The organism is Nesterenkonia aurantiaca, from assembly GCF_004364585.1.
GTDB lineage: Bacteria > Actinomycetota > Actinomycetes > Actinomycetales > Micrococcaceae > Nesterenkonia > Nesterenkonia aurantiaca.
Map to the genome: position 1 here is coordinate 87,098 of NZ_SOAN01000009.1, position 24,815 is coordinate 111,912.

Annotated in this window: 23 protein-coding genes and 1 tRNA gene; 6 read left to right on the top strand and 18 right to left on the bottom strand. The window is 67.6% G+C overall.

Annotation, left to right across the window (positions count from 1 at the left end):
* Positions 1-17 precede the first annotated feature (17 nt).
* Complete coding sequence (locus EV640_RS11585; protein WP_133726496.1) at positions 18-1,532, top strand: L-serine ammonia-lyase; 1,515 nt, start codon at positions 18-20, stop codon at positions 1,530-1,532.
* A 55-nt stretch (positions 1,533-1,587) separates the two neighbouring features.
* On the opposite strand, the gene EV640_RS11590 is transcribed toward EV640_RS11585, so the two are convergent.
* Entirely contained in the window at positions 1,588-2,829 is a 1,242-nt protein-coding gene (locus EV640_RS11590) for an acyl-CoA dehydrogenase family protein (RefSeq protein ID WP_051500795.1), read from the bottom strand.
* 295 nt (positions 2,830-3,124) lie between these two features.
* Positions 3,125-4,264: a sensor histidine kinase gene (locus EV640_RS11595; protein WP_133726497.1), complete on the bottom strand. Its 1,140-nt coding sequence runs from the start codon at positions 4,262-4,264 to the stop codon at positions 3,125-3,127.
* A 461-nt stretch (positions 4,265-4,725) separates the two neighbouring features.
* On the opposite strand from EV640_RS11595, the gene EV640_RS11600 reads away from it, so the two are divergent.
* Positions 4,726-5,409: a response regulator transcription factor gene (locus tag EV640_RS11600; protein ID WP_036473352.1), complete on the top strand. Its 684-nt coding sequence runs from the start codon at positions 4,726-4,728 to the stop codon at positions 5,407-5,409.
* Between the two features lie 78 nt (positions 5,410-5,487).
* Here EV640_RS11600 and EV640_RS11605 read toward each other — a convergent pair whose 3' ends face one another.
* The 9 genes from EV640_RS11605 to EV640_RS11645 form a co-directional block, all read right to left on the bottom strand.
* A complete protein-coding gene (locus tag EV640_RS11605; protein ID WP_133726498.1) occupies positions 5,488-6,312 on the bottom strand; it encodes a hydroxymethylpyrimidine/phosphomethylpyrimidine kinase in 825 nt (274 codons plus the stop codon).
* A complete protein-coding gene (locus tag EV640_RS11610) occupies positions 6,305-6,823 on the bottom strand; it encodes a hypothetical protein (RefSeq protein ID WP_036473356.1) in 519 nt (172 codons plus the stop codon). The genes EV640_RS11605 and EV640_RS11610 overlap by 8 nt, the downstream gene beginning before the upstream one ends.
* A gap of 32 nt (positions 6,824-6,855) precedes the next feature.
* Positions 6,856-7,395: an NUDIX hydrolase family protein gene (locus EV640_RS11615; protein ID WP_036473357.1), complete on the bottom strand. Its 540-nt coding sequence runs from the start codon at positions 7,393-7,395 to the stop codon at positions 6,856-6,858.
* A gap of 54 nt (positions 7,396-7,449) precedes the next feature.
* Positions 7,450-8,193, bottom strand: coding sequence for an AMIN-like domain-containing (lipo)protein (locus EV640_RS11620; protein ID WP_133726499.1), 744 nt, complete (start codon positions 8,191-8,193; stop codon positions 7,450-7,452).
* 51 nt (positions 8,194-8,244) lie between these two features.
* Positions 8,245-9,900 (bottom strand): hypothetical protein, encoded by a 1,656-nt coding sequence (locus tag EV640_RS11625; RefSeq protein WP_133726500.1) that lies wholly within the window; start codon positions 9,898-9,900, stop codon positions 8,245-8,247.
* 74 nt (positions 9,901-9,974) lie between these two features.
* Entirely contained in the window at positions 9,975-10,628 is a 654-nt protein-coding gene (locus EV640_RS11630) for a DedA family protein (RefSeq protein ID WP_133726501.1), read from the bottom strand.
* A complete protein-coding gene (locus EV640_RS11635) occupies positions 10,625-11,644 on the bottom strand; it encodes a pseudouridine synthase (protein ID WP_036473365.1) in 1,020 nt (339 codons plus the stop codon). The genes EV640_RS11630 and EV640_RS11635 overlap by 4 nt, the downstream gene beginning before the upstream one ends.
* A gap of 37 nt (positions 11,645-11,681) precedes the next feature.
* Positions 11,682-12,377, bottom strand: coding sequence for a VOC family protein (locus tag EV640_RS11640; RefSeq protein ID WP_133726502.1), 696 nt, complete (start codon positions 12,375-12,377; stop codon positions 11,682-11,684).
* A gap of 85 nt (positions 12,378-12,462) precedes the next feature.
* Positions 12,463-17,367 (bottom strand): DNA glycosylase AlkZ-like family protein, encoded by a 4,905-nt coding sequence (locus EV640_RS11645; protein ID WP_133726503.1) that lies wholly within the window; start codon positions 17,365-17,367, stop codon positions 12,463-12,465.
* 236 nt (positions 17,368-17,603) lie between these two features.
* Between EV640_RS11645 and EV640_RS11650 the strand changes: the two genes are divergently transcribed.
* Positions 17,604-18,260 (top strand): dihydrofolate reductase family protein, encoded by a 657-nt coding sequence (locus tag EV640_RS11650; RefSeq protein WP_133726504.1) that lies wholly within the window; start codon positions 17,604-17,606, stop codon positions 18,258-18,260.
* A gap of 32 nt (positions 18,261-18,292) precedes the next feature.
* On the opposite strand, the gene EV640_RS11655 is transcribed toward EV640_RS11650, so the two are convergent.
* Entirely contained in the window at positions 18,293-18,949 is a 657-nt protein-coding gene (locus EV640_RS11655; RefSeq protein WP_133726505.1) for an NADPH-dependent F420 reductase, read from the bottom strand.
* Positions 18,942-19,400, bottom strand: coding sequence for a 23S rRNA (pseudouridine(1915)-N(3))-methyltransferase RlmH (locus tag EV640_RS11660; RefSeq protein ID WP_133726506.1), 459 nt, complete (start codon positions 19,398-19,400; stop codon positions 18,942-18,944). The genes EV640_RS11655 and EV640_RS11660 overlap by 8 nt, the downstream gene beginning before the upstream one ends.
* Before the next feature lie 36 nt (positions 19,401-19,436).
* On the opposite strand from EV640_RS11660, the gene EV640_RS11665 reads away from it, so the two are divergent.
* Positions 19,437-19,910: a GNAT family N-acetyltransferase gene (locus EV640_RS11665; protein WP_036473368.1), complete on the top strand. Its 474-nt coding sequence runs from the start codon at positions 19,437-19,439 to the stop codon at positions 19,908-19,910.
* 284 nt (positions 19,911-20,194) lie between these two features.
* Here EV640_RS11665 and EV640_RS11670 read toward each other — a convergent pair whose 3' ends face one another.
* The 5 genes from EV640_RS11670 to EV640_RS13605 form a co-directional block, all read right to left on the bottom strand.
* On the bottom strand, positions 20,195-21,199 hold the full coding sequence (locus EV640_RS11670; protein WP_133726507.1) for a thermonuclease family protein: 1,005 nt from the start codon (positions 21,197-21,199) through the stop codon (positions 20,195-20,197).
* A 301-nt stretch (positions 21,200-21,500) separates the two neighbouring features.
* Positions 21,501-21,591, bottom strand: a tRNA-Ser gene (locus EV640_RS11675).
* Between the two features lie 75 nt (positions 21,592-21,666).
* Positions 21,667-22,218 carry an adenine phosphoribosyltransferase gene (locus EV640_RS11680; RefSeq protein ID WP_243832310.1) on the bottom strand — a complete coding sequence of 184 codons (552 nt, stop codon included), beginning with the start codon at positions 22,216-22,218 and terminating at the stop codon, positions 21,667-21,669.
* A gap of 10 nt (positions 22,219-22,228) precedes the next feature.
* Positions 22,229-22,762, bottom strand: a complete 534-nt coding sequence (locus EV640_RS11685; protein ID WP_243832311.1) for a nucleoside deaminase — start codon at positions 22,760-22,762, stop codon at positions 22,229-22,231.
* Between the two features lie 44 nt (positions 22,763-22,806).
* The gene (locus tag EV640_RS13605) at positions 22,807-22,974 is read right to left on the bottom strand and encodes a hypothetical protein (protein ID WP_166645916.1); all 168 of its coding nucleotides are present in this window, start codon (positions 22,972-22,974) and stop codon (positions 22,807-22,809) included.
* A gap of 188 nt (positions 22,975-23,162) precedes the next feature.
* Here EV640_RS13605 and upp point away from each other — a divergent pair, with 188 nt between their 5' ends.
* Together upp and EV640_RS11695 are read left to right on the top strand one after the other, a co-directional pair.
* Positions 23,163-23,798, top strand: coding sequence for a uracil phosphoribosyltransferase (gene upp, locus EV640_RS11690; RefSeq protein ID WP_133726508.1), 636 nt, complete (start codon positions 23,163-23,165; stop codon positions 23,796-23,798).
* Between the two features lie 221 nt (positions 23,799-24,019).
* Entirely contained in the window at positions 24,020-24,811 is a 792-nt protein-coding gene (locus EV640_RS11695) for a winged helix-turn-helix domain-containing protein (protein WP_036473379.1), read from the top strand.
* The last annotated feature ends 4 nt before the right edge of the window (positions 24,812-24,815 follow it).

A 24,815-nucleotide genomic window follows, 5' to 3' on the forward strand; every position in this document is an offset into this window, starting at 1 on the left:
AGGATTCGAGACTCACCATGACCATCAGCATCTTCGATCTGCTCCGGGTCGGCATCGGCCCCTCCTCCTCGCACACCGTGGGACCGATGCGCGCCGCACGGCGCTTCGTGACCGAGCAGCTCGGCAGTCCTGAGGCGCTGGCCCGGACCGAGACGGTGCAGGTGGATCTCTACGGGTCGCTCTCGGCCACCGGACGCGGTCACGGCACCTTCACCGCGGTGCTGCTCGGTCTGGAGGGCTGGGACCCGGAGACCATCTTGCCCGAGCAGGTCGACTCGCGGCTTGCCGCGATGGAGGCCTCCGGCATGGTCCAGCTGGGAGCCCGGCGCGAGCACGACGGCGCTGAGTCCGGTTCCGCGGGCGGGCAACCGGCGCAGGATCCTGCGCAGGAGGCCGGCAGGGAGACCCGGCTGCGGGTGGAGGACTTCATCCAGCGCCCGCTCACGGTCATGGACCGGCACACCAACGCCATGACGCTCACCGCATTCGATGCCGAGGGAGGCCAGGTCGCGAAGGAGATCTTCTACTCCATCGGTGGCGGCTTCGTGCTCTCTGAATCCGATGCGGTGGCCTCCGACGCCTCGCTGGGGGAGGCGCTCGCCACTCCGGATGCCGAGGTGCCCTACCCCTTCACCACGGCCGCGCAGCTCATGGAGCACTGTGCCCGTTCAGGTCTTCCGGTCTCCCGGGTGATGCTCGCCAATGAGCGCGCCCTGCACCGCGCCCGCCACGGCGGCACTGCGGAAGCGGCCGAAACCGAGATCACCAGCAAGGTGCTGCACCTCTGGCAGGTCATGGAGGAGTGCAAGAACTCCGCCTTGGAGCGGGAGGGGCATCTGCCGGGCGGACTCAAGGTCCGACGTCGCGCCCCCGACTGGCACGCCCGGATGTGGAAGGACGACCCGGGCCGCACCCACGCCTACTGGCAGGAATGGGTGAACCTCGTGGCGCTGGCAGTCAACGAGGAGAACGCCTCCGGCGGGCGGGTGGTCACCGCACCTACCAATGGTGCCGCCGGGATCATTCCTGCCGTCGGGTTCTACGCCACCCATTACGGGCCCGGAGCGAGCTACGCGGGGGAGGAGGACCGCGAGGACATCGCCGTGCGGTTCCTGCTCACGGCCGCCGCCATCGGGGTCCTCTATAAGGAACAGGCCTCGATCTCCGGTGCCGAGGTCGGGTGTCAGGGTGAGGTCGGATCGGCCGCCTCGATGGCCGCCGCCGGGCTCTGCGAGGTTCTGGGCGGCAGCGCGAAACAGGTGGAGAACGCCGCCGAGATCGCGATGGAGCACAACCTCGGGCTCACCTGCGATCCGATCGGCGGACTGGTGCAGGTGCCCTGCATTGAGCGCAACGCCATGGGCGCGACCAAGGCGGTCAACGCCGCCCGGATGGCGCTGATGGGCGACGGCGACCACCGGGTCTCCCTGGACGAGGTCATCGTGACCATGCGCGAGACCGGCAAGGACATGTCCTCGAAGTATAAGGAGACCGCTTTGGGCGGGCTGGCGGTCAATGTCGTGGAGTGCTGAGCCTCAGGGGGGAAGTCGTGCGGCGCCGCCTCGTAGGCGCCGCCGCACACCAGGCCTAGGCGAAGGCCGAATACCCGGTCAGGTCGCGTCCGATGATCAGGCTCTGGACGGACTCGGTGCCCTCATAGGTGTGGATCGCCTCGATGTCGGCCATATGGCGCGGGACCTTGTTCTTGAGCAGGATCCCGTTGCCGCCGAGCATGTCCCGGGCGACCTGGGCGATCGCCCGGGCCTTGCGGGTGTTGTGATACTTCGCCAGCGAGGCCTGCGGCCCGGTCAGGGTCCCGGCGATGTCGCGTTCGGTGACCGCTCGGACGTGCAGCTGCATGGAAGTCAGCTCTGAGACCATCCAGGTCAGACGCTCCTGCACCAGCTGGAAGCTGGCCAGCGGACGGCTGAACTGCTCCCGCTGCTTGGAGTAGCTCAGCGCCGCCTCGACCAGTGCCGAGGCATGGCCGACGGCGGACCAGGCCACTCCCAGCCGGGTCGCGAAGAGCACCTTGGAGGCATCCTTGAAGGTCTTTGCCCCCGGCAGCACGGCGTGGGCGGGGACCTCGACGTCTTCGTACTGGATCAGCGCCTGGTGGATCGCGCGCAGCGAGGCCTTGCCCTGGATCACCTCGGCCCGGTAGCCGCGAGTGTCCTGATCGATCATGAAGCAGCGGACGTTGCCGTCGTGGACGCCGCCGGCCACCCGGGCCCAGGTGAACGTGAGCCCGCCTGAGGCACCGTTGCCGATCCACTTCTTGGCCCCGTTGATCACGTAATACCCGGAGTCCTCGTCGCCGACGAGCCGGGCGGTGGTCTCCAGTGAGACCGAGTCTGAGCCGTGTGTGGGCTCGGTGAGTGCGAAGGACCCCAGCGTCTGCGCCGTGGCCAGCTTGGTGAAATGCTCGGCCTTCTGGTCAGCCGAGCCGAAGAGCGCCAGAGTGCGCAGCGCCAGCCCGCCCTGGACTGCCAGGGCTGTGCCCAGTGAGCCGTCCGTTCGGGAGGTCTCCATGTTCACCAGCCCGGCTGCCATCGGGGAGAGGGTCTCCATCGAGGCCTCGGAGACGTCGACGCCGTCGGTGAGCAGTCCCAGGCCGCCAGCCTTGCGCACGAGGTCCACGGGGTACTCCGCATGCTCCCAGTGCTGGGCCATCCGAGTCTCCAGGCCGGCGGAGAACTCGCGGGCGCGGGTCCACCACTGCCGGTCCGCGGCGGGAAGGTCATCGAAGACCCCGTAGTAGTCGAGATCTTGCGCGGTGGAGACGTCGTAGATCGGATCAACGGTGGCATCGGGAGCGTGATGTGTCATGGCACACATGTTACTCGATAGTCACAAGCGGTGGGAGCTTAGTTGAACTTGCAAACTGTAGACATAAGTCCACTTACGCCGTGGGTTCAGCGCCCGGAGAATAGTAACTGGACGTGCACCACAGGTGCATGATTCAGGGAGAGGGCATCGGCCTTGAGGCGCTCCGAGTTACGGTGCAAGGGTTCGGAGCAGGACCTCGGCTGATGTCAATGCTCGGGCGGTGGGAACGGCACCGCCCGAGCCTCTCTGTGTCTGACGGCTTTTTCGTTCAGCAACAGCCCGACGGTGGCTTGCCTCAGCGCGGCAGCCGCATCTGGATTCCGGTGACCTGCACGCTCCAGATGCCGTCAGCAGGTGCGCCTGCCTCGATCGTGCCCCCGAAGGTGGCCGCGCGGTCCTCCATGCTGATCAGTCCGGTTCCTGAGGTGGCAAACTTCGGGGCCGGTGCTTGACTCGGGTCGGTCCGGTTCGTCACGGCAAGGTCCACGGTGGCCTCCTTGACCTCAAGCTCGATGCTGCAGTCGTTGATGGCATGGCCGCGAGCTCCGTGCTTGACCACGTTCGTGGTGCACTCCTGCAGAATCCGGTAGAGGCAGGCCTCCACAGACTGCGGGATCGAGCTGAGATCCCCGTGCACCGAGGTGTCCACCGAGAATCCGAGGTCCTGCAGGCGCCCCGTGAAGCGCTGCAGGCCGGACTCCAGATCGAGCTCGGGCGCATCGCCCGGGCCGGAGCCGATGATGTTCTCACGCTGCAGCACCAGCAGCACGCGACGCAGGTCGTGGAGCGCGGCGCTGGCGGACTGGGAGATCTGGGACAGTGCCGCAGCGCGCGATTCCGGGGTCCCGGTGGCTGTCGCAACCTGAGTCTGCATAGAGATGACGGTGAGGTCGTGGGCCAGGATGTCGTGGAGGTCCCTTGCGATGGAACGTCGCTCCCCGGAGAGCGCCTCCTCGTGTGCTGCGCGCAGATCGCCGAGCTCGCGCTCAGCCGTTAGGCGTGAGGCGAGGTGTCTCCGGGTGGCTCGACCGGCCAGGTAGGACAGAACCATCAATACCGCGGATGTCAGGCTCAAACCGACGGCGAGTACCCGAACGCTTTCTGAGAGGCCCACGCTGATGGCGATCAACAGGCTCATCACCAGATAGAGGTGTCGAACCCAGGGTGAGCAGTACAGCGCACACAGGCCGCTGAACAACGCGATCAGCATGACGCTTTCGAGCGGAGGTCCCGGTAGCACTGTGGTCCCGATGGCCGCGCCGAGCAGGGCCACAAACGCTCCTGCCGCGGGATGCAGCCAGAACAAGGAGGCCGCGAGAATCCAGATCACGTACCCGTACTGAAGTGTCGGACTGGCGTATTCGGGGTCGAAGATCAGAGCCAGACCGACGTCTGCGGAGATTCCGCCGAGGGTGGCGAGAGTGAGGACGCTCAAGACTCGGCGGCTTGGCGCTACATCGCTCGAAAAAGTCACTCTCAAGGATACGTCCTGACGCCCTGGACCGGGGAGAGGTTAGCAGGATGAAGATCTGGGGAAGGCTGCGCAGAAGAACGAACGAAGGAAACCTTCAACCTCGACCGTACCTGATATGTCAAAGAATCCAAGAATGGTGGTAAGAACTAAAGTAGAAACTACAGCGATTCGGTAGGCAAACAAAGCGAGAGACATTTTTTGTTCCTTTCAGGGGTGTACTGCAACAAGTTGAACGTGTATAGTTATATTAACCTGTGTCCAAATTTGGACATAGTGGACTAAAGTAGCTAATTTACTGGGGTCTTCTCTTTTTCGGCACCTCTCTCGCCCAGAAGGATCTTGAAGCGCGAGACCGGCGTGTTGCTCGGAGTAAGGTAGAAGGCCGCGCCAGGTGTCCCAGGCCGAGAAAGTACAGGTTCAGCATGCTCCGTCTTGTCGTTGCAGACGATCATCCGATCATGCGTGCGGCCCTGCGCGCCTATGTGGACTCCGCCCCCGATATGGTCTGCGTGGGCGAAGCGCAGAACGGGGTCGAAGTCATCGAACGGGTGCGGGAGGAGCATCCCGACGTCGTCATCATGGACCTTAAGATGCCGGTGATGGGCGGGGTTGAGGCAACGGCTGCGGTCATGGCTATCGCCCCAGAAACCTCGGTCTTGGCGGTCACCACGTTCAGCTCAGAGGGGCATGCTCTGCAGGCCCTGAATGCCGGAGCCAAGGGTTATATCGTCAAGGACGCCACGGCTGAGCAGGTCTTGGAAGCGGTTCGTCAGGTGCACGGCAGCTCGGTGCCGATCTCTCCGGATGTGGCTCGCAAGCTCGAGTTCAATGAAGTCAGTGAGGCTGAAGAGTTCTCCGCGGCCCTGGCCGGTTCTGACTATCTTCCGCGGATACCACCCCGGGAGACGGAAGTACTGAACCTTCTGGCACGAGGGTTCAGCAACCGGGAGATCGCGCTGCGCATGGTGCTGACCGAAGGCGCAGTCAAGGCGCACCTAGGCCGGCTCTGCGTGCGCTTCGGGGTGCGAGACCGGGTTCAGCTGTTGATCCGTGCGACCCAGCTGGGGCTGATCGAGCCGCAGCTCGAAGAGGGCCAAGAAGGCTAGGACCAAAGACGAAGATCGTGCGGGGTTCGGTGCGCACAGCAGTCATCGCCCAGAGATTATTGCTTGGAAATCATCGGCTCAGCCGCGCAGGCCGCCCTGCCACAGCGCGTCGAACGGAGTATTGCCGGCCACGCGCTGGCGAATGCCCGCGGTGACGAACTCTTTGGCCCGGCGTGCGGCTTCTCGGGCTGAGCTGCCCTTGGCCAGTTCCGCGGTGACAGCGGCGGCGAGGGAGCAGCCTGCCCCGGAGACCGCGTGCTCACCGATCTTGGGCGCGCTGAGCACCTCGACGCCCTCCGCGTCGACGAAGACGTCCACGGCCTCGCTTCCGGCGAGCCGGACCCCGCCCTTGGCCAGCACCGCCGCTCCAGAGAGGCGGTGGATCTCCGCGGCCGCCGCCTGCAGGTCCTCCAGGGTCTCGACCTTCATTCCGGAGAGCTGTTCGGTCTCGAAGTGATTCGGCGTGACGAAGGTGGCGAGCGGAAGCAGCTCGGCCTTCAGCGCGTTATCGGTGTCCTGCGCGTGACCGGGCTCCTGGCCTTTGCAGATCAGCACCGGATCCAGCACGAGATGTCCAGGCTTCCGTGCCGCCATCGCGGCGGCCACGGTGGAGATCATGGCGGGCGAGCCCATCATCCCGAGCTTGACGGTGTCCAGGACCTCGGGCCCGTAGGTGCCGAAGATCGCTTCGAGCTGGTCCTGCACCACCTGGGTCTCCACCGGGATGAACCGGTGGTTCCACTCGTCACGCGGGTTGAAGGACACTATGCAGGTCAGCGCGACCATGCCGAATGTGCCGAGCTCCTGGAAGGTCTTCAGATCAGCCTGTGCCCCGGCGCCGCCGGTGGCTTCGGATCCGGCAAGGCTCAACGTCATCGCTGGCTTCGCAGTGGTCTCAGGCATGCTCAGGGTCCTTAGTCTCGGGGGTCGCGAGGTGCTCAGGGGCCTCATCGGGGTTCTCCACCCGGGCGAGCGGCTGCGCCATCCACCGGCCGATCCCGAGCAGAATGCCGGCCGGGAAGCCGATCAGCGGGATGAGCATCGGGATCAGTCCTCCGGCCCCGACCACAAGCACCACAGGACCATAGAGCAGTCCCACGAGGACGTAGCCGAGGATATGCACGGTGGGGCGCAGCTGGTGCCGGTAGAGCCAGCTCACCAGGAGGGTCCCGGGGATGCCCACGACGACGGCCGCGGCCGCGATCAGCGGGATCAGCGGGGCCAGGAAGCCTTCGTCATTCAGGCCGGGGAGGAAGCCCAGTGCCAGAAGAAGGCCGCCCATCACGGCAGTGGGCACCAGCCAGGAGACGATCCACCCGGCCAGGCCGAGCCGCAGCACCGGACGGGATGAAGTGTCCTGCTTGCGGGAGGGCCTTCTGCGGCGGGCGGACTTCTCTGGGGCGGGAGTGGTCATTGGCCTGATTCTACCGGCCGCAGCTGGTGGGGTCAGCCGGTATGACCTAGGTGGGCCAGGGCCTGGCGGATGAGCTTCTCACGGCCGCCGAGGAACTCTGCCTGCACATCTGGGCTGAGCACCTGGTCCGGCGTCATCCAGCTGAGCTCCAGGGCGTCCTGGCGCGGGGAGCACTCCCCGGAGACCGGCACGATATACGCCATGGAGACCGCATGTTGCCGGTCATCGACCAGCCCGGTCTCGGAGGGGTAAGGGAAGTACTCAGCCACGGCGAACGGCACCGGCGAGGCTGGGATCTGCGGCATCACCATGGACCCGAGATCCTTCTCGATGTTGCGCAGCAGCGCGGCGCGGATGGTCTCGCGGTAGATCACCCGTCCTGAGACCACGGTGCGGTAGAAGTGGCCCTCGGCGTCTGCGGTGTAGAGGAGCCCCAGCTCGGTGATGCAGCCGAGGGGATCCAGCCGGACCGGGATCGCCTCGACGTAGACCATGGGGAGCCGTCGTCGCGCCTCGTAGAGGTCATCCTCGTTCAACCATCCGGGGTTCGGATCTGGGGTTCGAATGCTCATAGTCCCATCATGCACCACAACGGGGCATGCCGCCGATCAGGGCTCAGCGTCGGGTCATTCGTCGTGGGCGATGTCCACCACAAGCCGGGTCGGGTCCTCGAGAAGCTGGACCTGGAAGGGTCGTTCCTGGTCCAGGCCGATCAGGTACTGCGAGTGAGCCTCGAAGGGGCCCTGGATGAAGATCTCTTCGAAGGCGCCGCCGGTATCGCGTTCGTAGTATTCCTGTGAGGGAAGCTCATCCTCTGGCGGGTCTTCCGGCGCCCAGGATGGCCCGTTGACATTGATCTCCAGGATGTGGTCGCCGGCGACCTCGATGGGCTCGCCGCGCCCCAGCTCCGCCGCAGAGTCGGTGTATTCTCCGCGCCAGCTGGGGACGCCGTCGCCGGCGTATTCGAACACCACCCGGTCGTAGCCCTCATGGACGCCGGAGCGGACGTCGATCAGATGGTTGGGGTCCTCGCCGCGGGTGAACTCTGCCGGGAAGCCATCAGATTCCTGGGCGTCGGTGCGGAAGTCCAGGGAGGCGGCGTCCTCGGACTGATCCGGCTCCTGGTCCTCGGCCGGCGTCGGGGTCTCGGACTCCTCCGCCTGTTCAGGCTCCTCGGACGCCTCAGGCTCATCCGTCTCGTCCGGCTGGTCAGACGGGTCGGATTCCGGCGACGGCGTGGACTGGTCGACCTGCTGCGTGTCCTCGGCGGGAGCGGGGTCTTGGGCTCCCTCGGGGGAGCCGCAGGAGGAGAGCAGGAGCAGGGTGGCTGCTCCGAGTGCGGTGATCTGGCTTGGGTGCGGGTGCCTCATCGTGCCTCCTGTGCGGTGGTCCAGTCTGTGCGGTGATCGCGCCGGGCTGGGTCAGATGATGTCTTCGACCGGGCGTCCCATGGCGGCGCGTCGCTCCGCGTGGTTGATCTTGTGTCGTCGAGATTCGGTCGCGAGGATGACGACGAAGGCGCCCATCGCTGCCGAGATCGCGACCCACACGGAGGTGACCTCGGAGAGCAGGCGGGGGAAGATCAGCCAGAACATGCCCCACCCCATACCGAGGGCCACGGCGATCCTGCCGCGTTCTGTCATTGCGTAGTAGGCCGCGGCCCAGATGCAGATCCCCAGTCCGAGCAGCGCCCAGAGCACAGCCGGGATGCCCGGCACTCGCCAGCCCATGGCGGTCAGCCAGATGGAGAGCGAAGACATGGCGGCGACCATTGCCCAACCGGTGAAGAGCCCGGTGGTGGTGTCGGAGAAGCGGCGTTCCATGCCGGTCCGGGCAGTGCGGAAGGTGAACTGCCGGATCGCGTCGATCAGGGCCAGTGCCGCGGCGAGCGAAGCCAGCGCCGCGAGGGTGAGCATGTCCTGGTGTACCGCGAAGGTCCAGAGGAGCATGAACAGCGAGGCCGAGCCGACCTGCCAGCCGGAGCGGCGCTGCCGCGGAGTGGAGATCTGGGTGGTGGTCCACTGGTGGACTGCGTGCGCGAGGAGGCCCAGCACGATGATCGGCCAGAGCCAGTAGAAGTTCGCGTTCGGGGAGAGCAGTGCCTGTCCACCGGAGTACCAGCCGCCTGCGAGCTCGTCGAGCCCGTTGCCGCCCAAGATGGCCGGGGACGCCGGGAAGAGCCCGAACATCCAGACCAGGGAGGCCAGTGCGGCCAGGGCACCCGTGGTCACAAAGAGCTGACGGTAGAGATCGCTGCGCACCGGTGCGGGATCAGGATCTCTGGAGGGCATGTTGTAGGGCGGGATGTAGGTGAAGAGGTCCTCTTCGTCGTCAGCAGACTCGAGGAGTTCACGGTCGGTGGGCTGCTGGTTCCACGCGGTGGCCGCCTCGATCGCTGCCGCCTTCTCCAGGATCACCTCGCGCTGTCGCTGCTCGTCCAGACCGCGTCGAGGTCGAGGAAGACTCAGTGGGGAAGACTCCGTCCCGGGCGCGGGGTGCACGAAGGCAAACGGGGCGCTGTCCACGTTCTCAGTGGGTGCCGACGGGTGCTGGCCCGCCGTGTGGCGGCCGTTCCGGCCGAGCTGGGAACTGGGCTGACCTTCAGGACTGGGCTGCTCCGGAGCGGGGGGCCGGCGGAAGGCGGCACCGACTCGGCGGGCCGCGCCCAGGAACTTCGCGTCGAGGTCGTCGAAGAAGCTGCTGAGATCCGTGTTGGGGACGTCGGTCTTGGATGGAGTGGGCCGGGCCGGCGTGGGTCGGCTCCAGCGCACCGACGGCCGTGACGGCTTCGACGGGGCGGACGACTCGGACGGGGCGGACGACTCAGAGGGTGCGGACGACTCAGACGGTGCCGAGGACGCAGAAAGTGAGGGCGGCTCAGGGGATGCCGATGCGTCAGCGGCACGCGACTCGCGCGCGGGTGCGGCGGCCGGTTTCCGGGCAGGGGCTATTGGCTCGGCCGCATGGTCCGCGGCGGAGCTGTCCTCGGTGGACGCAGCTGAGTTCTCGGTCTCGGCGCCTGGATCCTTGGCGTCGGCGAGCGTCTCGACGGACTCGTCCTGGGACTTCTCGGTCAAGCCCGTGTTCCTCCTCTAGGTCATGGCTGGCATGTGCAGTCGGTGCGGGAGCCCGGTATCCGGATCGTTGCTGGTCAACGGGCGACCGACTCGCGTTCGGCCCCCCGACGCGAACGCTGCCGGGTCATCAGCACAGTGATTCCCAACCCCACCAGGGTACCCACAACGATGGCGGCCGCCGTGCTCGCCCAGGGTGGGAGCCCGGTAGTTGTTCCCGTAATGTAACCTAATCCGACCAGCCACAGGCTCCAGGTAAGCGCGCCCAACAGGCACAGCGCCACGATCGAGCGGCCGCCGAGCCGCATGATCCCTGCGGTGGCCATCGAGGCGGAGCGACCCCCAGGGATTCCTCGGATGAGCAGCAGGCCCGCCCAGGTCGATGCGCCCCCGGCGCGCAGCGAGATCCGCAGCATCTTTCGGTGCAGCCGACGTCCCCATCGCCACCGGTAGAGCAGCCGGATGAGTTTATAGCGGAAGAGCAGGTAGACCCCGATGTCCCCGGTGAGGCAGCCGATGAAGGTCACAGCGAGGACCAGCAGGAGCGGGAAGATCTCCTCGGCGGCCATCGTGCCGGAGGCGATCACCATGACCTCGGAGGGGAACGGCGGCACGATCGCGGTGAACGCCACCGCCAATGCCAGGACCACGAAGTAGTACAGCCCCCACTCCTGGTAGAGCGCCGGATCGCCGAGGTCATTGATGCCGAAGGCGATCGGAGGGTGGGTCACTGCGGGGACTCCTGGAGGGCTCGAGAGGAGGTGAAGCTGCGGGGCACCCCGGTCAGCGGATCGGTGAAGTCAAGCGTCTTGGCCAGCAGCTGGAGCGGCTTGTCGAACTCATCAGGGGCATCATCAAGTAGTTCAGGATAGAAACGATCATTCAGGATACCCAGACCGAGCAGCGCCATGTGGATGCGCAACTGATGAGTCTTACCGGTATGCGGATTGAGCCGGAAATGCCCGACGTCGTGCCCAGAGGGACTGCGTCCTGTGCTCAGGAGCTCGATCTGGGAGGAGGAGTTCGCCCCGGGAATGGCCTCGGTGCGGCGCTTGCCCTGCCGGGCCGTGCGGTCATGCGGGCGCTTCCCGGAGTGCTCCGGGGCATAGGAGGCGAGCTGGGAGACCACCACGCCCTTGGTCTTCTCGATCTTGTTGCGCACGGTGAGAGGGAACCGTGAGGCCATGGTCTCGGGGCTCATCCCTGCCGGGATGGCGCTGACACATTCGTAGGACTTCTGCACCACCCGGTTCTCAAAGAGCAGCTGGTAAGCCCCACGGGTGTCGGGCTGCTTGGAGAACAGCACGACGCCCGCGGTGCCCCGGTCCAGCCGGTGGATCGGCACCAGGTCCGGGAGGTTCAGCGTGTTGCGGAGCCGGACCAGCAGCGATTCCTGGACGTAGCGTCCTGCGGGCGTGGTGGGCAGGAAGTGTGGCTTGTCCACCACGACCAGGTGTTCGTCCTGATGGATCAGCTCCTCGGTCACCGGGAGTCGGACCTCTTGGCTGACCGAACGGTAATACCAGAGGAACTCGAGGTCCCCCAGCGGGGTGGAGGTGCTCAGCGGAGCGCCATGGACATCGACCACGTCGCCGTCGTAGAAGCGCTGCGTGATCCCACCGTGGTCGATGTGCCCGAAGGTCTCCAGCACGTAGTCATGGACGGTGGGCCAGGGCCCGGTCAGCGGGACCCGCAGGCGCGTGGCATTGACGCCGTCGCGCACGGGGAGAGGAGACTTCTGCGTCACAGGTCAGGGTCTGTGCAGGTCGGCGAGCCGGGGCGGCTCAGCCCCAGACCGGCGCCTCGGCCTGGGCGGTGGGTTCGGGCTGGCCCAGGGGCTGATTGACCTGCCAGGACATGCCGAAGCGGTCCTTGATCCAGGCGAAGTTGGCGGCGAAGTCATAGTCGCCGGGCTCCATGAGGAACTCCCCACCGGGAGCCAGGCTGTCCACGATCTGATGGAACTCTGCGGTGGAATCCACCACCACGGCCACCGAGATCGAGGGGGTGAAGCTGAACTGGTGCTTCATCAGGCTGTCCTGGATCATCAGCACCTGCCCGCCGATCTTCAGCTGCGCGGTGGCCACGAGAGGCGCCCCAGCGATCGGGACCTCGTCGCGATCGGACGCAGCCTCGGCATGCTCGACCGTGATCAGTGTGGTCTCAGTGGACTCGGGTTCGCCCGAGTCTTGCTGGGTCGGCTCGGGCAGATCCCCGGTGTCGAGCGGCCCGGACTCTGCTGCAGCGCAGCTTGCTTCCCCGGCCTCGGTGTCCTCTGGGACTTCCGCCTCGGCGAGGTCCAGTGCCTCGGCGTCGTCCAGGTCCTCGGCGGAGGCCGGTGGGGTCGGGTCATAGATCTCGGTGCCCTCGGGGTGGTGCACGATCTCCAGCAGCTCAGCGTCCGGGAAGACCTCGAGGTAGTGGTCGATCGCTTCTTGGGCCTGACCCTGGAACATCAGAAACGGAATGCAAAGAGTCATGGCTTCAGCCTAGCCGGAAATCCTGGGTTCTCGGTGACCGGGCTCGGCGCGGGTGAGCTGGCATGGCGGTGCTCCGGGGCGGTGATCATGGCGCGAATCTCAGGCCGGAGGGGGAGGAGTTGAAGCCGGCGTCGCGCAGCAGCTGTCCCAGCGGGTGGGTCAGGATCCGGTCACCATTGACCCGCTCCACCGCGATCCGACCGGTCTTCGCCGCGCGCAGCGCGGGCACCAGGGCCCGGGAGACCAGGTCCATGGTGGACTCCTCCTCGGTGAAGAGCAGCAGGGTGCGGCCTCCGCGTTCCATGTAGAGCACCAGCTGTCCGCGGTAGAGCACGACGACGGCGCCGGCCTTGCGTCCGGGCCGGTGCGTGGAGTTCTCCAGCTCCGGCCAGTCCAGGGCCGCCCCGTAGGGATTGGCCGGGTCGGTGGCCGCGAGCACCACGGCGGCATCCTGCTGCTTCCCGGTGCCCGAGGTTCCGGTGCCCGACCGCGCAGCGCCGGAGGTCCCCGCACGGGTGGACCCGGGGTCCGATTCTGCGCGGGCCTGCTCGGCGGCGTCCTCGAGGCGTTCGGAGATCCAGCGCAGCTGATCGATGGTCGCCGAGGAGGTGAACTGGGCGGCGCCGAGCCGTTCGATGAAATAGCCGCGCCGGATCTGTCCGGAGTCTTCGGCCGCCGAGAGCACCTTGTAGACCGCCGCGAAACCGCCCTTGGCGGATGCGCCGAGCCCGGACTGCTGCTCGGACATCACCGAGCCGCGGGTGACCACCCCGTAGCGATCCAGCAGGATCTCAGCGCGGGTGTGCGCAGCGACGGTGGCGTCCACCGAACCGGCTGGGACCAGCTGCCAGCGGCCGCCCGCCCCGCCCGGTCCGGAGGCGGCGGACCCGCCGATCCGGGAGCGGTGGGATTCGGTGGCCCGGCGCAGCGCCATCCGCCTGGAGCTGTGCCTCGGCCGGGCAGGAGTGGGCTGCTTCTTGTGTGCGGTGGTCCCGGTGGACATGAAGCGGCGCAGCGCGGCGAAGCTGTCGGGGGCGACCCGACCGGCCCAGAACAGCTCCCACAGCGCGTTCTTGGTGCTCTCTCGAGAGCCGGTGAGCTCGGGGTCGAGCTGCTCATGCAGCGCCTCGACGAACCAGGCGCCGCCGCGGGCCAGAACCTCGAGGATCGCGGCCTGCAGCGCGGTGGGGCTGAAGTCCTCACCGTTGCTGCCCAGCCCTGCGCCGCCGTGCTGGTTCAACAGCGCCTCGGCGTCCTCGCGGGGGTAGAACGCCAGCCAACCGTCATGTCCGCTGAGTGCACCCTTGCCCACGGCGAGGAACTCCCCGGCGGAGAGCAGCTCATCGAGCATTCCCGGGCGGTAGTCGGGGATCCGGGCCGGGAGGATATAGGACTCCCAGGCGCTGGCCGGGGCTGCGGCGCCAGAGAGCTGGGCCAGAGATTCCGCCACCGCGGAGACGCCCGAGGCCGAGGAGCCCTTCCCCCGGGCGGCGGTGATGCCCTGCCACTCGAGCAGGAACTGGGCGTAGGCGGGGGTGGGCACCGGCTCCACCTGGGCGCGCAGGGCCGCCAGGGAGCGGCGTCGGATCCTGCGCAGCATCTCGGTGTCGCAGTACTCCACCGTGCCGGGCCGGGCGTCGGCGGGGATGACCCGGTCGGGCCGGAACAACCCCTCCACCACCCGATGCTCACGGACCAGACGGTTCAGTGTGTCCACCACGACGGCGCGGCTGAGTCCCAGCTCGGCGGCCGCCTCCTCCACCAGGAAGGGGCCGTGGGTGCGGGCGTAGCGGCCGACGAGATCCCCGAGCGGGTCCTCCACCGGATCGAGGAACGCGTAGGGGATGCCGACCGGCATCGGGGTGCCCAGCCCGTCGCGCAGTCTGGAGGCGTCCTCGATCGCGGCGTAGCGCTGCTCGGTCTGGTCCTGTTGGGATCCCCCGACCTCGGCTGTGCCGGTGCGCCACATGACTCGGAAGGCGCGCTGGCGCGAGACCAGAGCCTCGGCGTGATCCTCGGCGGGCTCGCCGTCTTCGAGCCGGGCGGCGAGCTGCTCGGAGGTCAGCGGACCGAGCAGGCGCAGCAGGTCTGCGACGCCCTCTTCTCCGCGCAGGTGCCGGGAGGGGAGGAGCCGTTGGGCGTAAGCCTCGGATTCCGCGATGATCGCGGCGTCGAGGAACTCGCGCAGCTCCACCCGGCCCAGCAGCTCACCCAGCAGCGCGGGGTCCACCGAGAGCGCAGCGGCCCGGCGTTCGGCCAGCGGAGAGTCCCCCTCGTAGAGGAACTGGGCGATGTAGCCGAAGAGGATCGACTGGGCGAAGGGGGAGGGCTTGGAGGTGGTGGTCTCCACGATCTTGACCCCGCGCTGGGCGATGCTGCGCAGCAGCTCCAGCAGCGCCGGCATGTCGTAGACGTCCTGCAGCACCTCCCGCATGGCCTCCATGATCACCGGGAAGTCGGGATATCCGGAGGCGACCTCCAGCAGCTGCGAGGACCGCTGGCGCTGCTGCCACAGCGGGGTCCGCTGACCGGGGTTCTGCTTGGGCAGCAGCAGGGCCCGGGCGGCGGCCTCCCGGAACCGGCCGGCGAACAGCGCCGAGGAGCTGACCTGGCCGGTGACCAGGTCCTCGAGCTCATCGGGGTCGAACGCGAAGAGCTCCGCGCCGGGCGGATCCTCGTCCATCATCGGCACCCGCAGCACGATTCCATCGTCGCTGGCCATGGCCGAGCCGTCGAGGCCGAACCGATCATGCAGGCGCTCGCCGACCGCGAGTGCCCAGGGCGCGTGGACCTGCAGTCCGTAGGGGGAGAGCAGCACGATCCGCCAGTCGCCGAGCTCGTCCTTGGTCTGTTCCACCACCAGGGTGGTGTCGCTGGGGAGCACCCCGGCGGCCTCCTGCTGCTCGGTGAAGTAGCGCAGCAGATTCTCCTGCGCCCAGGTGTCCATGCCCAGCGCGGTGAGCCGTTCGGCGGTCGGCTCGGTGGCTCCGGCGTGGACCTCGCGGGTGAACCGGCCCAGTGCGCGGCCGAGTTCGGCCGGGCGGCCGAAGCCGTCCCCGCGCCAGAACGGCAGCGAGGCGGGCTGCCCGAAGGCCGGGACGACCAGCACCCGGTCGAAGGTGATCTCCTGGATCCGCCAGCTGGTGGCCCCCAGCGCGAAGACGTCACCGACCCTGGACTCGTAGACCATCTCTTCATCGAGCTCCCCGACCCGGCGACCGCCGGAGCGGGCCGAGCCGGAGTCCTCTCCGCCGGCGAGGTAGACCCCGAAGAGCCCTCGGTCGGGGATGGTGCCGCCGGAGGTGACTGCGATCCGCTGAGCGCCCGGGCGGCCGGTGACCGTGCCGGCGTCGCGGTCCCAGACCACCCGGGGGCGCAGCTCGGCGAACCGGTCGGAGGGGTACTTGCCGGCGAGCAGGTCCAGGGTGGCCTCGTAGGCCGAGCGCGGCAGGGTGGCGAAGGGGGCGCTGCGGCGCAGCGTCTCGAACCAGGACTCCACATCCAACGGGTCCATCGCGGCGGCGGCCACGGTCTGCTGGGCCAGGATGTCCAGCGGGTTGCGCGGGATGTGCAGCGCTTCGATCTGCCCGGCGAGCATCCGTTCCACGATGACGGCGGTGCTCACCAGGTCTCCGCGGTGTTTCGGGAAGAACCAGCCCACTGAGACCTCACCGACCTGGTGCCCGGCGCGGCCGATCCGCTGCAGCCCGGCCGAGACCGCGAAGGGCGCCTCCACCTGGATGACCAGGTCCACGGCGCCCATATCGATGCCGAGCTCGAGCGAGGAGGTGGCCACCACGCAGCGCAGCTGACCGGATTTCAGCGCCTCCTCGGTGAGCTTGCGCTGTTCCTTCGAGACCGAGCCGTGGTGTGACCGGGCCAGCGGGGCCGGCTCCTCGGACTCCGACGCGCCCTCGGAGGCCTCGGCCTCCGAGTGGGCGTCGGAGTGGGCAGCGGCGGGGGGCTGGCGCTCGGACCAGATCTCGTTGATCCGGCCGGTGAGCTTCTCTGCGAGCCGGCGGGAGTTCACAAAGACGATGGTGGAGCGGTTCTCGGTGACCAGGTCCACCACGCGGTGCTCCACATGTGGCCAGATGCTGGGCTGCAGCGGCTGGTCGCTGGGCAGGGCGTCCTCCGGCGGGAGGTCGATTCCAGCAGCGAGGGCGGGGATCTCCGTGGCGGGCTCGGGCTCTGCGCGCCCGTTCGAGGCGGCGCCGGAGACGGCCATGGCGCTCTCGGGCGGCGCGGTGCTGGGGGAGGCGAGGTCCTCCACCGGGACCGAGACCGTGATGTCCCAGGTCTTCTCCGACTTCGGCGCCACGATCTCCACCGTTGCGGTGCCGCCGAGGAAGCGGGCCACCTCTTCTCGGGGTTCCACCGTGGCGGAGAGCCCGATCCGCTGGGCCGGGGTCTCCAGCAGGTTGTTCAGCCGCTCCAGAGAGACCGCCAGGTGGGCGCCGCGCTTGGTGCCGGCCAGGGCGTGCACCTCGTCCAGGATCACGGTCTTGACCCCGGCCAGGGTGCTGCGAGCCTGCGAGGTGAGCATCAGGTAGAGCGATTCGGGTGTGGTGATCAGGATCTGCGGGGGCTTCCGGACCAGGTCCCGGCGCTCCTTGGGCGTGGAGTCACCGGTGCGCACCCCTACCGTGATCTCCGGCGGCTCCTGGGCCGCGCCCTCGGCGGCCAGCCGGCGGGCGGTGTGTGCGATTCCGACCAGCGGGCTGCGCAGGTTCCGTTCGATGTCCACGCCGAGCGCCTTCAGCGGGGAGATGTAGAGCACCGAGGTGCCCGCGGTGGGAGCTGCGAAGAGCTGGTCGATCGACCACAGGAAGGCTGAGAGCGTCTTGCCCGAACCGGTGGGCGCGACCACCAGTGCGTTCTTGCCCCGCGCCACCGCGTCCCAGGCGCCGGCCTGCGCGGACGTGGGCTGCCCGAAGGATGCCTGGAACCAGCGCCGGGTGGGCTCGGTGAAAGGTTCCAGGGCGGTCATGGTCTAACTCTAGAGGCCGCCACGGACATCGCCTGACGCATCTCGCACCACGTCGATCGGTTCAGATGCGGTCGAGTGCGCGCTCACCGGAGCGTCCATTCCAGTGTGAGCTGCCCGCGATCTGCCAGCGTTCCCAGCATGGTCATCCGCGCCTGCCCGCGAGTAGCTTGGGGCTCGAGAAATCCTCCGTGATCACCGGCAGGCGATCACGCACGAGAGAAAGCTCGGAGGCTTCCATGTCACTGGTCCGCGTGCACAACTTCTCGATCTCCCTGGACGGCTTCGGGACCGGCGAAGGCCAGGCGCTGGAGACGCCCTTCGGCCACGCCGGGACGCGTCTGATGGAGTGGGCCTTCGAGACCAGGACCTTCCGGGAGATGGGTCTGCCGGGGATGACCCAGGGATCCCGCGGGGTCGACGAAGCGTTCGCCAGCCAGTGGGGGACACGGGTCGGTGCCGAGATCATGGGACGGCATAAGTTCGGTCCGCAGCGCGGCCCCTGGGAGGACCTGCAATGGCAGGGTTGGTGGGGTGAGGACCCGGTCTTTCATACCTCGGTGGTGGTGCTGACCCACCATCCCCGGCCGCTGCTCGAGATGGACGGCGGCACGAGCTTCCACTTTGTGGACGCCGACCCGGTCTCCGCCCTGGCCCAGGCTCGCGACCTCGCCGGGGGCCTGGACGTGCGGATCGGCGGCGGAGTCGCCACGCTGCGGCAGTTCCTCGAGGCGGATCTGGTCGATTTCATGCACCTGGTCCTGGTGCCGATCATCCTTGGCCGCGGCGAACGGCTCTGGGACGGGCTGGAGGGCATCGAAGCGCGCTTCGACATGGAGGCGACCCCGTCTCCGAGCGGAGTCGTGCACCTGATCTTCACCCGTCGCCCCCGGTGAGGGGACCAAGAACACTCACGAACACTCTCGGCTCAGCGGGCGAAGCGCAGCAGGTCCTCGCGGCGCAGCGGTCGGTTGAACAGCGGCCCGTCGGGCTCCATGATCCGTCCCGCCGCCAGCGCGCCGAGCGAGACCGGGTCGAAGCCCATGCGGACCAGCAGCCCCATGACCAGTCCGCGGGCGGCGTCGTCGTCTCCGGCCACGGCGAGTGCGCGGCGCTGGGACAGCTCGGCGTCGGGCCTGGCGGCGTCGTCGATCTCGGAGTGGGCGATGTGATTCAGCGCCTTGACCACCTGGGCGGAGCCGAACCGGCCGGCCAGGGCCATCGAGGTGGGCAGCTGTTCATCCACTGCGGCCTGCAGCCAGCTCGGGAGCAGCTCGTCCTGCCAGGTGTTGGTCGCATCGATCAGCACGGTCCCGGCCACCCAGGCCGGGTCGACCTCATCGAGCTCCTCCTGCGGGACGGCCAGAATCACCAGGCCGCTGGAGTCCCGCGCGCGCTCGGCGATGTCCTCAGCCACCACCGGCACCGCGCCGGGGGCGTAGATCTTCAGATGATGCTGCAGCGCGCGGGGTGGTCGGGTGGAAGCGATGTCCACCGTGATCCCGGCGCGCAGCAGGGCTCGGGCGAAGGCGGTGCCGGCGCGTCCAGCCCCGAGGATCCCGACTGTCTCGGGCGGCTCAGACATGGTGATAGGACCGCCCTCCGGAGATCTCCTGGGCGCGGTAGACCTGTTCGGCCAGGAGCATCCGCACCAGCTGATGCGGGAAGACGAGCTTGGACAGGGACCAGACGAAGTCGGCGCGGTGCTGCAGCTCATCGGTGACCCCATAGGCCCCGCCGATGATCACCACGACGTGATGCCCACTGTCGAAGCTGCCCTGGAGGTGCTCGGCAAAACCGGTCGAGCTGATGTTCTTGCCGCGCTCATCGAGCAGGATGATGTGGTCCTGGGGCTTGAGCGCGGCGAGGATCCGCTCGGACTCCTCCTGCCGGGCGGCATCATGCTCGCGGGAGGAATGCGGGAGCAGCTTCCAGTCCAGGTCGTAGGGCTTGCGCAGCCGCTTGGAGTAGCGCTCGATCCCCTCCACGGCCCATTTCTCGTGCTTCTTGCCGATGGCCAGGGCAGTGATGCTCATACGCCCGAGACTACCGGCAACCCTAGGATGGAACCCATGCCTGCCTCGTTTCACGCCGCCCCGGTGGCCCAGATGGATCCCATCACGCTCTATCGGATCCTGCAGCTGCGCACCGACGTGTTCGTGGTCGAGCAGCAGTGCCCGTACCCGGAGCTCGACGGCCGGGACCTCGAGCCGGGAGCTGTGATGCTCTGGGCGATCGGCGACACGCCTGGTGAGCAGGGAGCCGACGACGACGGCGCGCCCACCGCCACGCTGCGGGTGCTCCGGGAGCCGGAGGGCTTCCGAATCGGACGTGTCGTGGCGAGTCCTGCGGTGCGCGGGACCGGGGTGGCGGGCGAGCTGATGCGTCGAGCGCTGGAGCTCTGCTCCGCGCAGTCGGCCGAGTCTTCGGTGACGCTCGACGCGCAGGCCCCGCTGCAGGGTTGGTATGAGTCCTTCGGCTTCGCCCGGTCGGGGGCGCCGTTCCTGGAAGACGGCATCCCGCACGTGCCGATGCGACGGGACTGAGGCTCAGCAGCGTCGACGCACCCGTCCCGCGATGGTGGCGACCAGAAAGATCGCCACCCAGGACACCAGGACACCACGTACCAGACCGGTGTCAGCTGGAGCCCCGAGGGGGCCAAGTACATCCACGCGATGAGCGGGATGCCTATGATCGCGACCGCACTGCCATCCTGCCCAGAACCTTCCGCCGGTGGCACGCTCGAGCGAAGCTGGGTCAGCGGTGAACTGCTCCACGCGTTGATCCTCGCTGGATGTGGGCCGTTGCGCCACGTCAGCTCGATAGTGCCTCAGTCATTGGCCTCGCAGCCGAAGCCGTCGCCATCGCCGTCCAGGCCATGGACGTCCACGCCGATGACTCGGACCGAGACGTCGAGATCGCCACAGTTGATGTCCGGCGGGAAAACCGGGATGCAGGGGGTGTAGTTGGGATCGCAGTTCGCGCCCTGCTGGGCCGGCGCCGGGGCTGGAGCGGGCTCTGGAGCGCAGGTCTGCAGCGGGGCGCCGTCGTCGGCGGAGATGTAGTCCGGCTCGCGGGTATGGAAGCCGTAACCGTCCCGGGAGTCGTAGCGCGCGGTGGCGAGGCCCTCCTGGATCAGCGTGATGCCGGCATCGGCGCCGTCGACGTCCACATAGCGCAGGATCCGGTCATAGCGATCGGTGTCCTCACCATCTCGGGTCAGGGTGACCGTCTTGCCCAGCACCAGTTCACTCATCCGAGCGGAGGCGGTGTCGAAGTGGCACTCGCCGCGTTCAGGCGTGTCGATCCCGCTGACCCGCACGGTGTCTCCGGAATCGAGCTCCACGGTGTCTCCGTCGATGATGCGCACCACGACGGCGGAGTGTTCATTCGGATCCACGGTCGGGGTGGGCGTCGGTGTCGGGGTCGGCGAGGGGGACGGCGAGGGGGTGGGGGTCGGCGAGGGGGTCGGCGTCGGGCTTGGAGTCGGCGTTGGGGTCGGCGTTGGGGTCGGTGACGCCGAAGGTGTCTCCGACTCGGTGGGCTCCTCGGAGGGTTCTTCGGACTCTTCCGGTTCCGCAGACTCCACGACGGCGAGCTCCTGGTCCTCGCGGTCGGCCGCTCGTTCTTCACCCCCATCGGGGTCGAGTGCCACTGCAACCAGCCCGATGACGAGCAGAAGCGCTATCAGAGCCAGGAGCCCACCGCAGCCGATGGCCGGGATCTTCACGATCATCGGCAGGCGCTTGAACCTCTGCCAAGCCTTGGGCTTGGTGAGATCGTTGCGGGCGGCGCTTCCGGGCAGGGGGTGCTGCCCCGGGGAGGGTTGTGACATCAGGGGAACCTCATCAAGTTCGAGTGACAGACTCGCTCGGGGGAGCAGGAGTCTGTGCTCACAGTAACCTGGCAGGGGCCGCTGTACTCGCCGGTGACCGGGGACTATCCGGGGATCCTCGGCATGGGTGCTGGCTTCATCGCCTGCTGAGCACCACTACGCCGCCGCGGTTGCTGGGCCTGGGCATGGGCCCGCGATCGGGGGAGGTGGGACGAGGCGCCCGCGCAGGAGACTCCCGGTGTGCCGCTGGATGCAGAAAACCCCGCCGGCTGCATGACTGCAGATCAGCGGGGTTCTCGGTTGGCGGTGACGGTGGGATTTGAACCCACGGTGCGGGGTAACCGCACACAGCATTTCGAGTGCTGCACCTTCGGCCGCTCGGACACGTCACCAGGCCCGTTGAGTATACGCAAACATCTCACGCTCACCCAAAAGCAGGTGCCACGCGCCCGGCCCCGCGGATCGGCTCAGCCCTGGAACAGGGCGTGCACCTGCCCACAGAGCTCGCGTCCGCCGAGAGCTTCGATCTCCAGGACGACGGCGGCGCCGGCCACCTGGCAGTCCAGCTGGGCGATCAGTTCCCGGGTCGCGGCCAGGGTGCCGCCGGTGGCCAGCACGTCATCGACGATCAGCACGCGATGCTCTGGCTTGAGCACGTCGGGGGCCTCGATCACGGCGGTGCCGTACTCCAAGGTGTACTCCACGCGTCCGGCCGGTGCGGGCAGCTTCCCGGCCTTGCGGATGGGCATGAAGCCGGTGCCGGTCAGGGCGGCGATCATCCCTGCCAGGGTGAAGCCGCGAGCTTCGATCCCGGCCACCATGTCGAAGCTGCCGGCGAAGGGCGCCAGCAGTCCTTCGGCCACCGTGCGCAGCGCGGCCGGATCCGCCAGCACGGGGGAGATGTCCTGGAAGAGGACGCCTGGTTCGGGAAAGTCAGGGGTCGCCGCGAACAGCGACTGGGCATGCGCCAGCCGCTCAGGCGAGGGCGTGGACAGCTGCGGAGAAGGAGGTGAGAACACGCCCGCAAGCCTATCTGCGGAACTGCTCGAAGAAGGTCCGCAGCGCGGCGGCGCACTCCTGGGCGCGCACACCGGGATGGACCTCCACCCAATGGTTCAACCGGGGTTCACGAAGGATCTCGAACACAGAGCCGGCGGCCCCGGCCTTCTCGTCCCAGGCGCCGAAGATGACCTGTCCGATTCGAGACTGGTAGATCGCACCGGCGCACATCGGACACGGCTCCAGCGTCACCGCGAGTACGCAGCCGTCCAACCGCCAGGTCCCCAGCGTCGCCGCGGCGGCCCGCAGTGCGTTGATCTCGGCATGACCGGCCGGGTCGTCGTCGCGCTCGCGGGTGTTGAACCCCTCACCGAGCCGCTGGCCCTCGGCGGAGAACACGACGGCGCCCACCGGTACGTCCGCAGAGCCGCCTGTCAGGGCGGCCAGCTCCAGGCAGCGCCCGATGGCGCTCTCCTGATCGGCTCGCACCCGGGGGGACCAGGCAGGAGCATTCGCGGACCCGTCGGGGGTCGCATGCATCTGCGGCTGAATGTCCTCGGTCACAACCCCAGCCTAGGCGGCAGGGCTCCCTCTAGGGGCAAGGCGAGTCATACCTCGTCGGACTTGCTGGCCCGGTCCCTGCCCAGGAAGACGCGAATCCAGATCACTGTGGCGATGATCAGAGCGACCACGAAGACGGCAGCCATGGTCCGGCCAGCGACCTCGAAAACGGTGGGCACCAAGGGATTCGCCAGAGCCTGCAGCAGAACGATCACGTGGAATCCTTACTCATCGGTTGCGCAGAACAGCCGTCAAGCGCTTGGGAGGAATCCTAGTCCTGGACCGGGCATGGTGTTCTGTGTGTTGACCCGACTGGACACCAAATTCGCCAGGACCAGAAGCCGGTTGTCGGGCACTTCGTCGGCCAGCCGCAGCTCGCAGACGTGCTGGTAGTTTTGAGACCATGCGCGTACAGGTTGTGGAACACCCACTGATCTCCCATAAACTCACTCAGCTCCGACGGGTGGAGACCGCCTCGAACCAGTTCCGTGAACTGACTCGCGAGCTGGTCATGCTGCTCTCCTACGAGGCCAGCGGTTCCATCGCCACCGAGCCGGTAGAGATCCGGACTCCCGTGGCCACCATGACCGGCACCCAACTCGCGGACCCCAAGCCGCTGGTGGTGCCGATTCTGCGCGCCGGACTCGGCATGCTCGACGGAATGACGGCCATGGTCCCCACCGCCGAGGTCGGTTTCCTCGGGATGGCCCGGAACGAAGAGACCCTGGACATCATCACCTACGCCGAGCGGCTTCCCGATGACCTCACCGGGCGCCACGTCTTCGTGCTGGACCCGATGCTCGCCACCGGCGGCACCCTCGCCGAGGCCATCCGGTTCCTGAAGAAGGCCAACGCCGCGAAGATCACCTGCATCTGCCTGCTGGCGGCTCCTGAGGGCATCGAGCGGCTGCGCGAGAAGGTCGGTGACATCGAGGTGGAGCTCTATCTCGCCGCCATCGACGAGAAGCTCAACGAAAAGTCCTACATCGTCCCCGGGCTCGGCGACGCCGGCGACCGGCTCTACGGCCTGGCCCAGTAGGCCTCGGAGACCCTCACGGCATCTCCAGCCGTGTGCCTTTGCATCTCTTCTGGGGAACAGGCAAGGCTTTCGCGAGATGAATCCATGTGATCCCGGTCACAAAATGGTCTACTCGTCTCATTATGTGGAAGATCCCCCCTTTTGTTACTTGCGGATTCCAAATGTGACGCACACGCTGTAATGGATACGCCAATCCACCTGCAGCGGGGGAGTTGCTACCGATGTCCGCACACCTGAGTCAGCCACAGAATCCCGGCTACGTCCATGTCTCGGTGCGCAACGCCGCCCGCCGTGCCGAGATGGCGCGCCGCATCCGCGCGGCCAACGCCACCGACGACTCCAGCGGTGCTCATCCGCGCACCGCCCCGGTCCCGGTGGTGGCGCAGAACGGCGGAGGGCCGCAGATGGTCCAGCCCGATATCGTGACCCGCGGCTTCGTCGTCTATGTCGGCCTCGACGAGGACGCGGCCAGCGCAGCGGGAACCTCGCTGCACAAGATCGCCACGGAGCTGCGCGACTACGTGGAGCACATCGCCGCCGATGCCCAGGTGCACATCGCGATGGCTCTGGCCTCGGCCGCCCATGAGGGCAGCAATCTGGAGGTCGTTCGGCAGGCGCTGGGCGATCCTACCGTCACCCACCGCGGCATCGAGGTTCCGATCAGCGCCCCGCCGGCGCCGACCAGCTCCGGTGTGCTGATCGATCTGTCCCGCCGTGAGGTTCGCCTCGACGGTGAAGGCCTGAACCTGACCTTCAAGGAGTTCGAGCTGTTGAACTACTTGGTGGACAACGGGTCTCGCACCGTGGGACGCGAAGAGCTGCTGCAGACACTCTGGCGCAGCGTGGATCCCGATCAGATGCCCAACGAGCGCACCATCGACGTGCATATCCGCCGGCTGCGCTCCAAGCTGGGGCGCCTGGCGAACACCGTGCGCACGGTCCGCGGACAGGGCTACCGCTTCTACGAGCACCCCGAGGTCACCGTCTGGGCGGCCCCGGAATACTCGATCTGAGCCG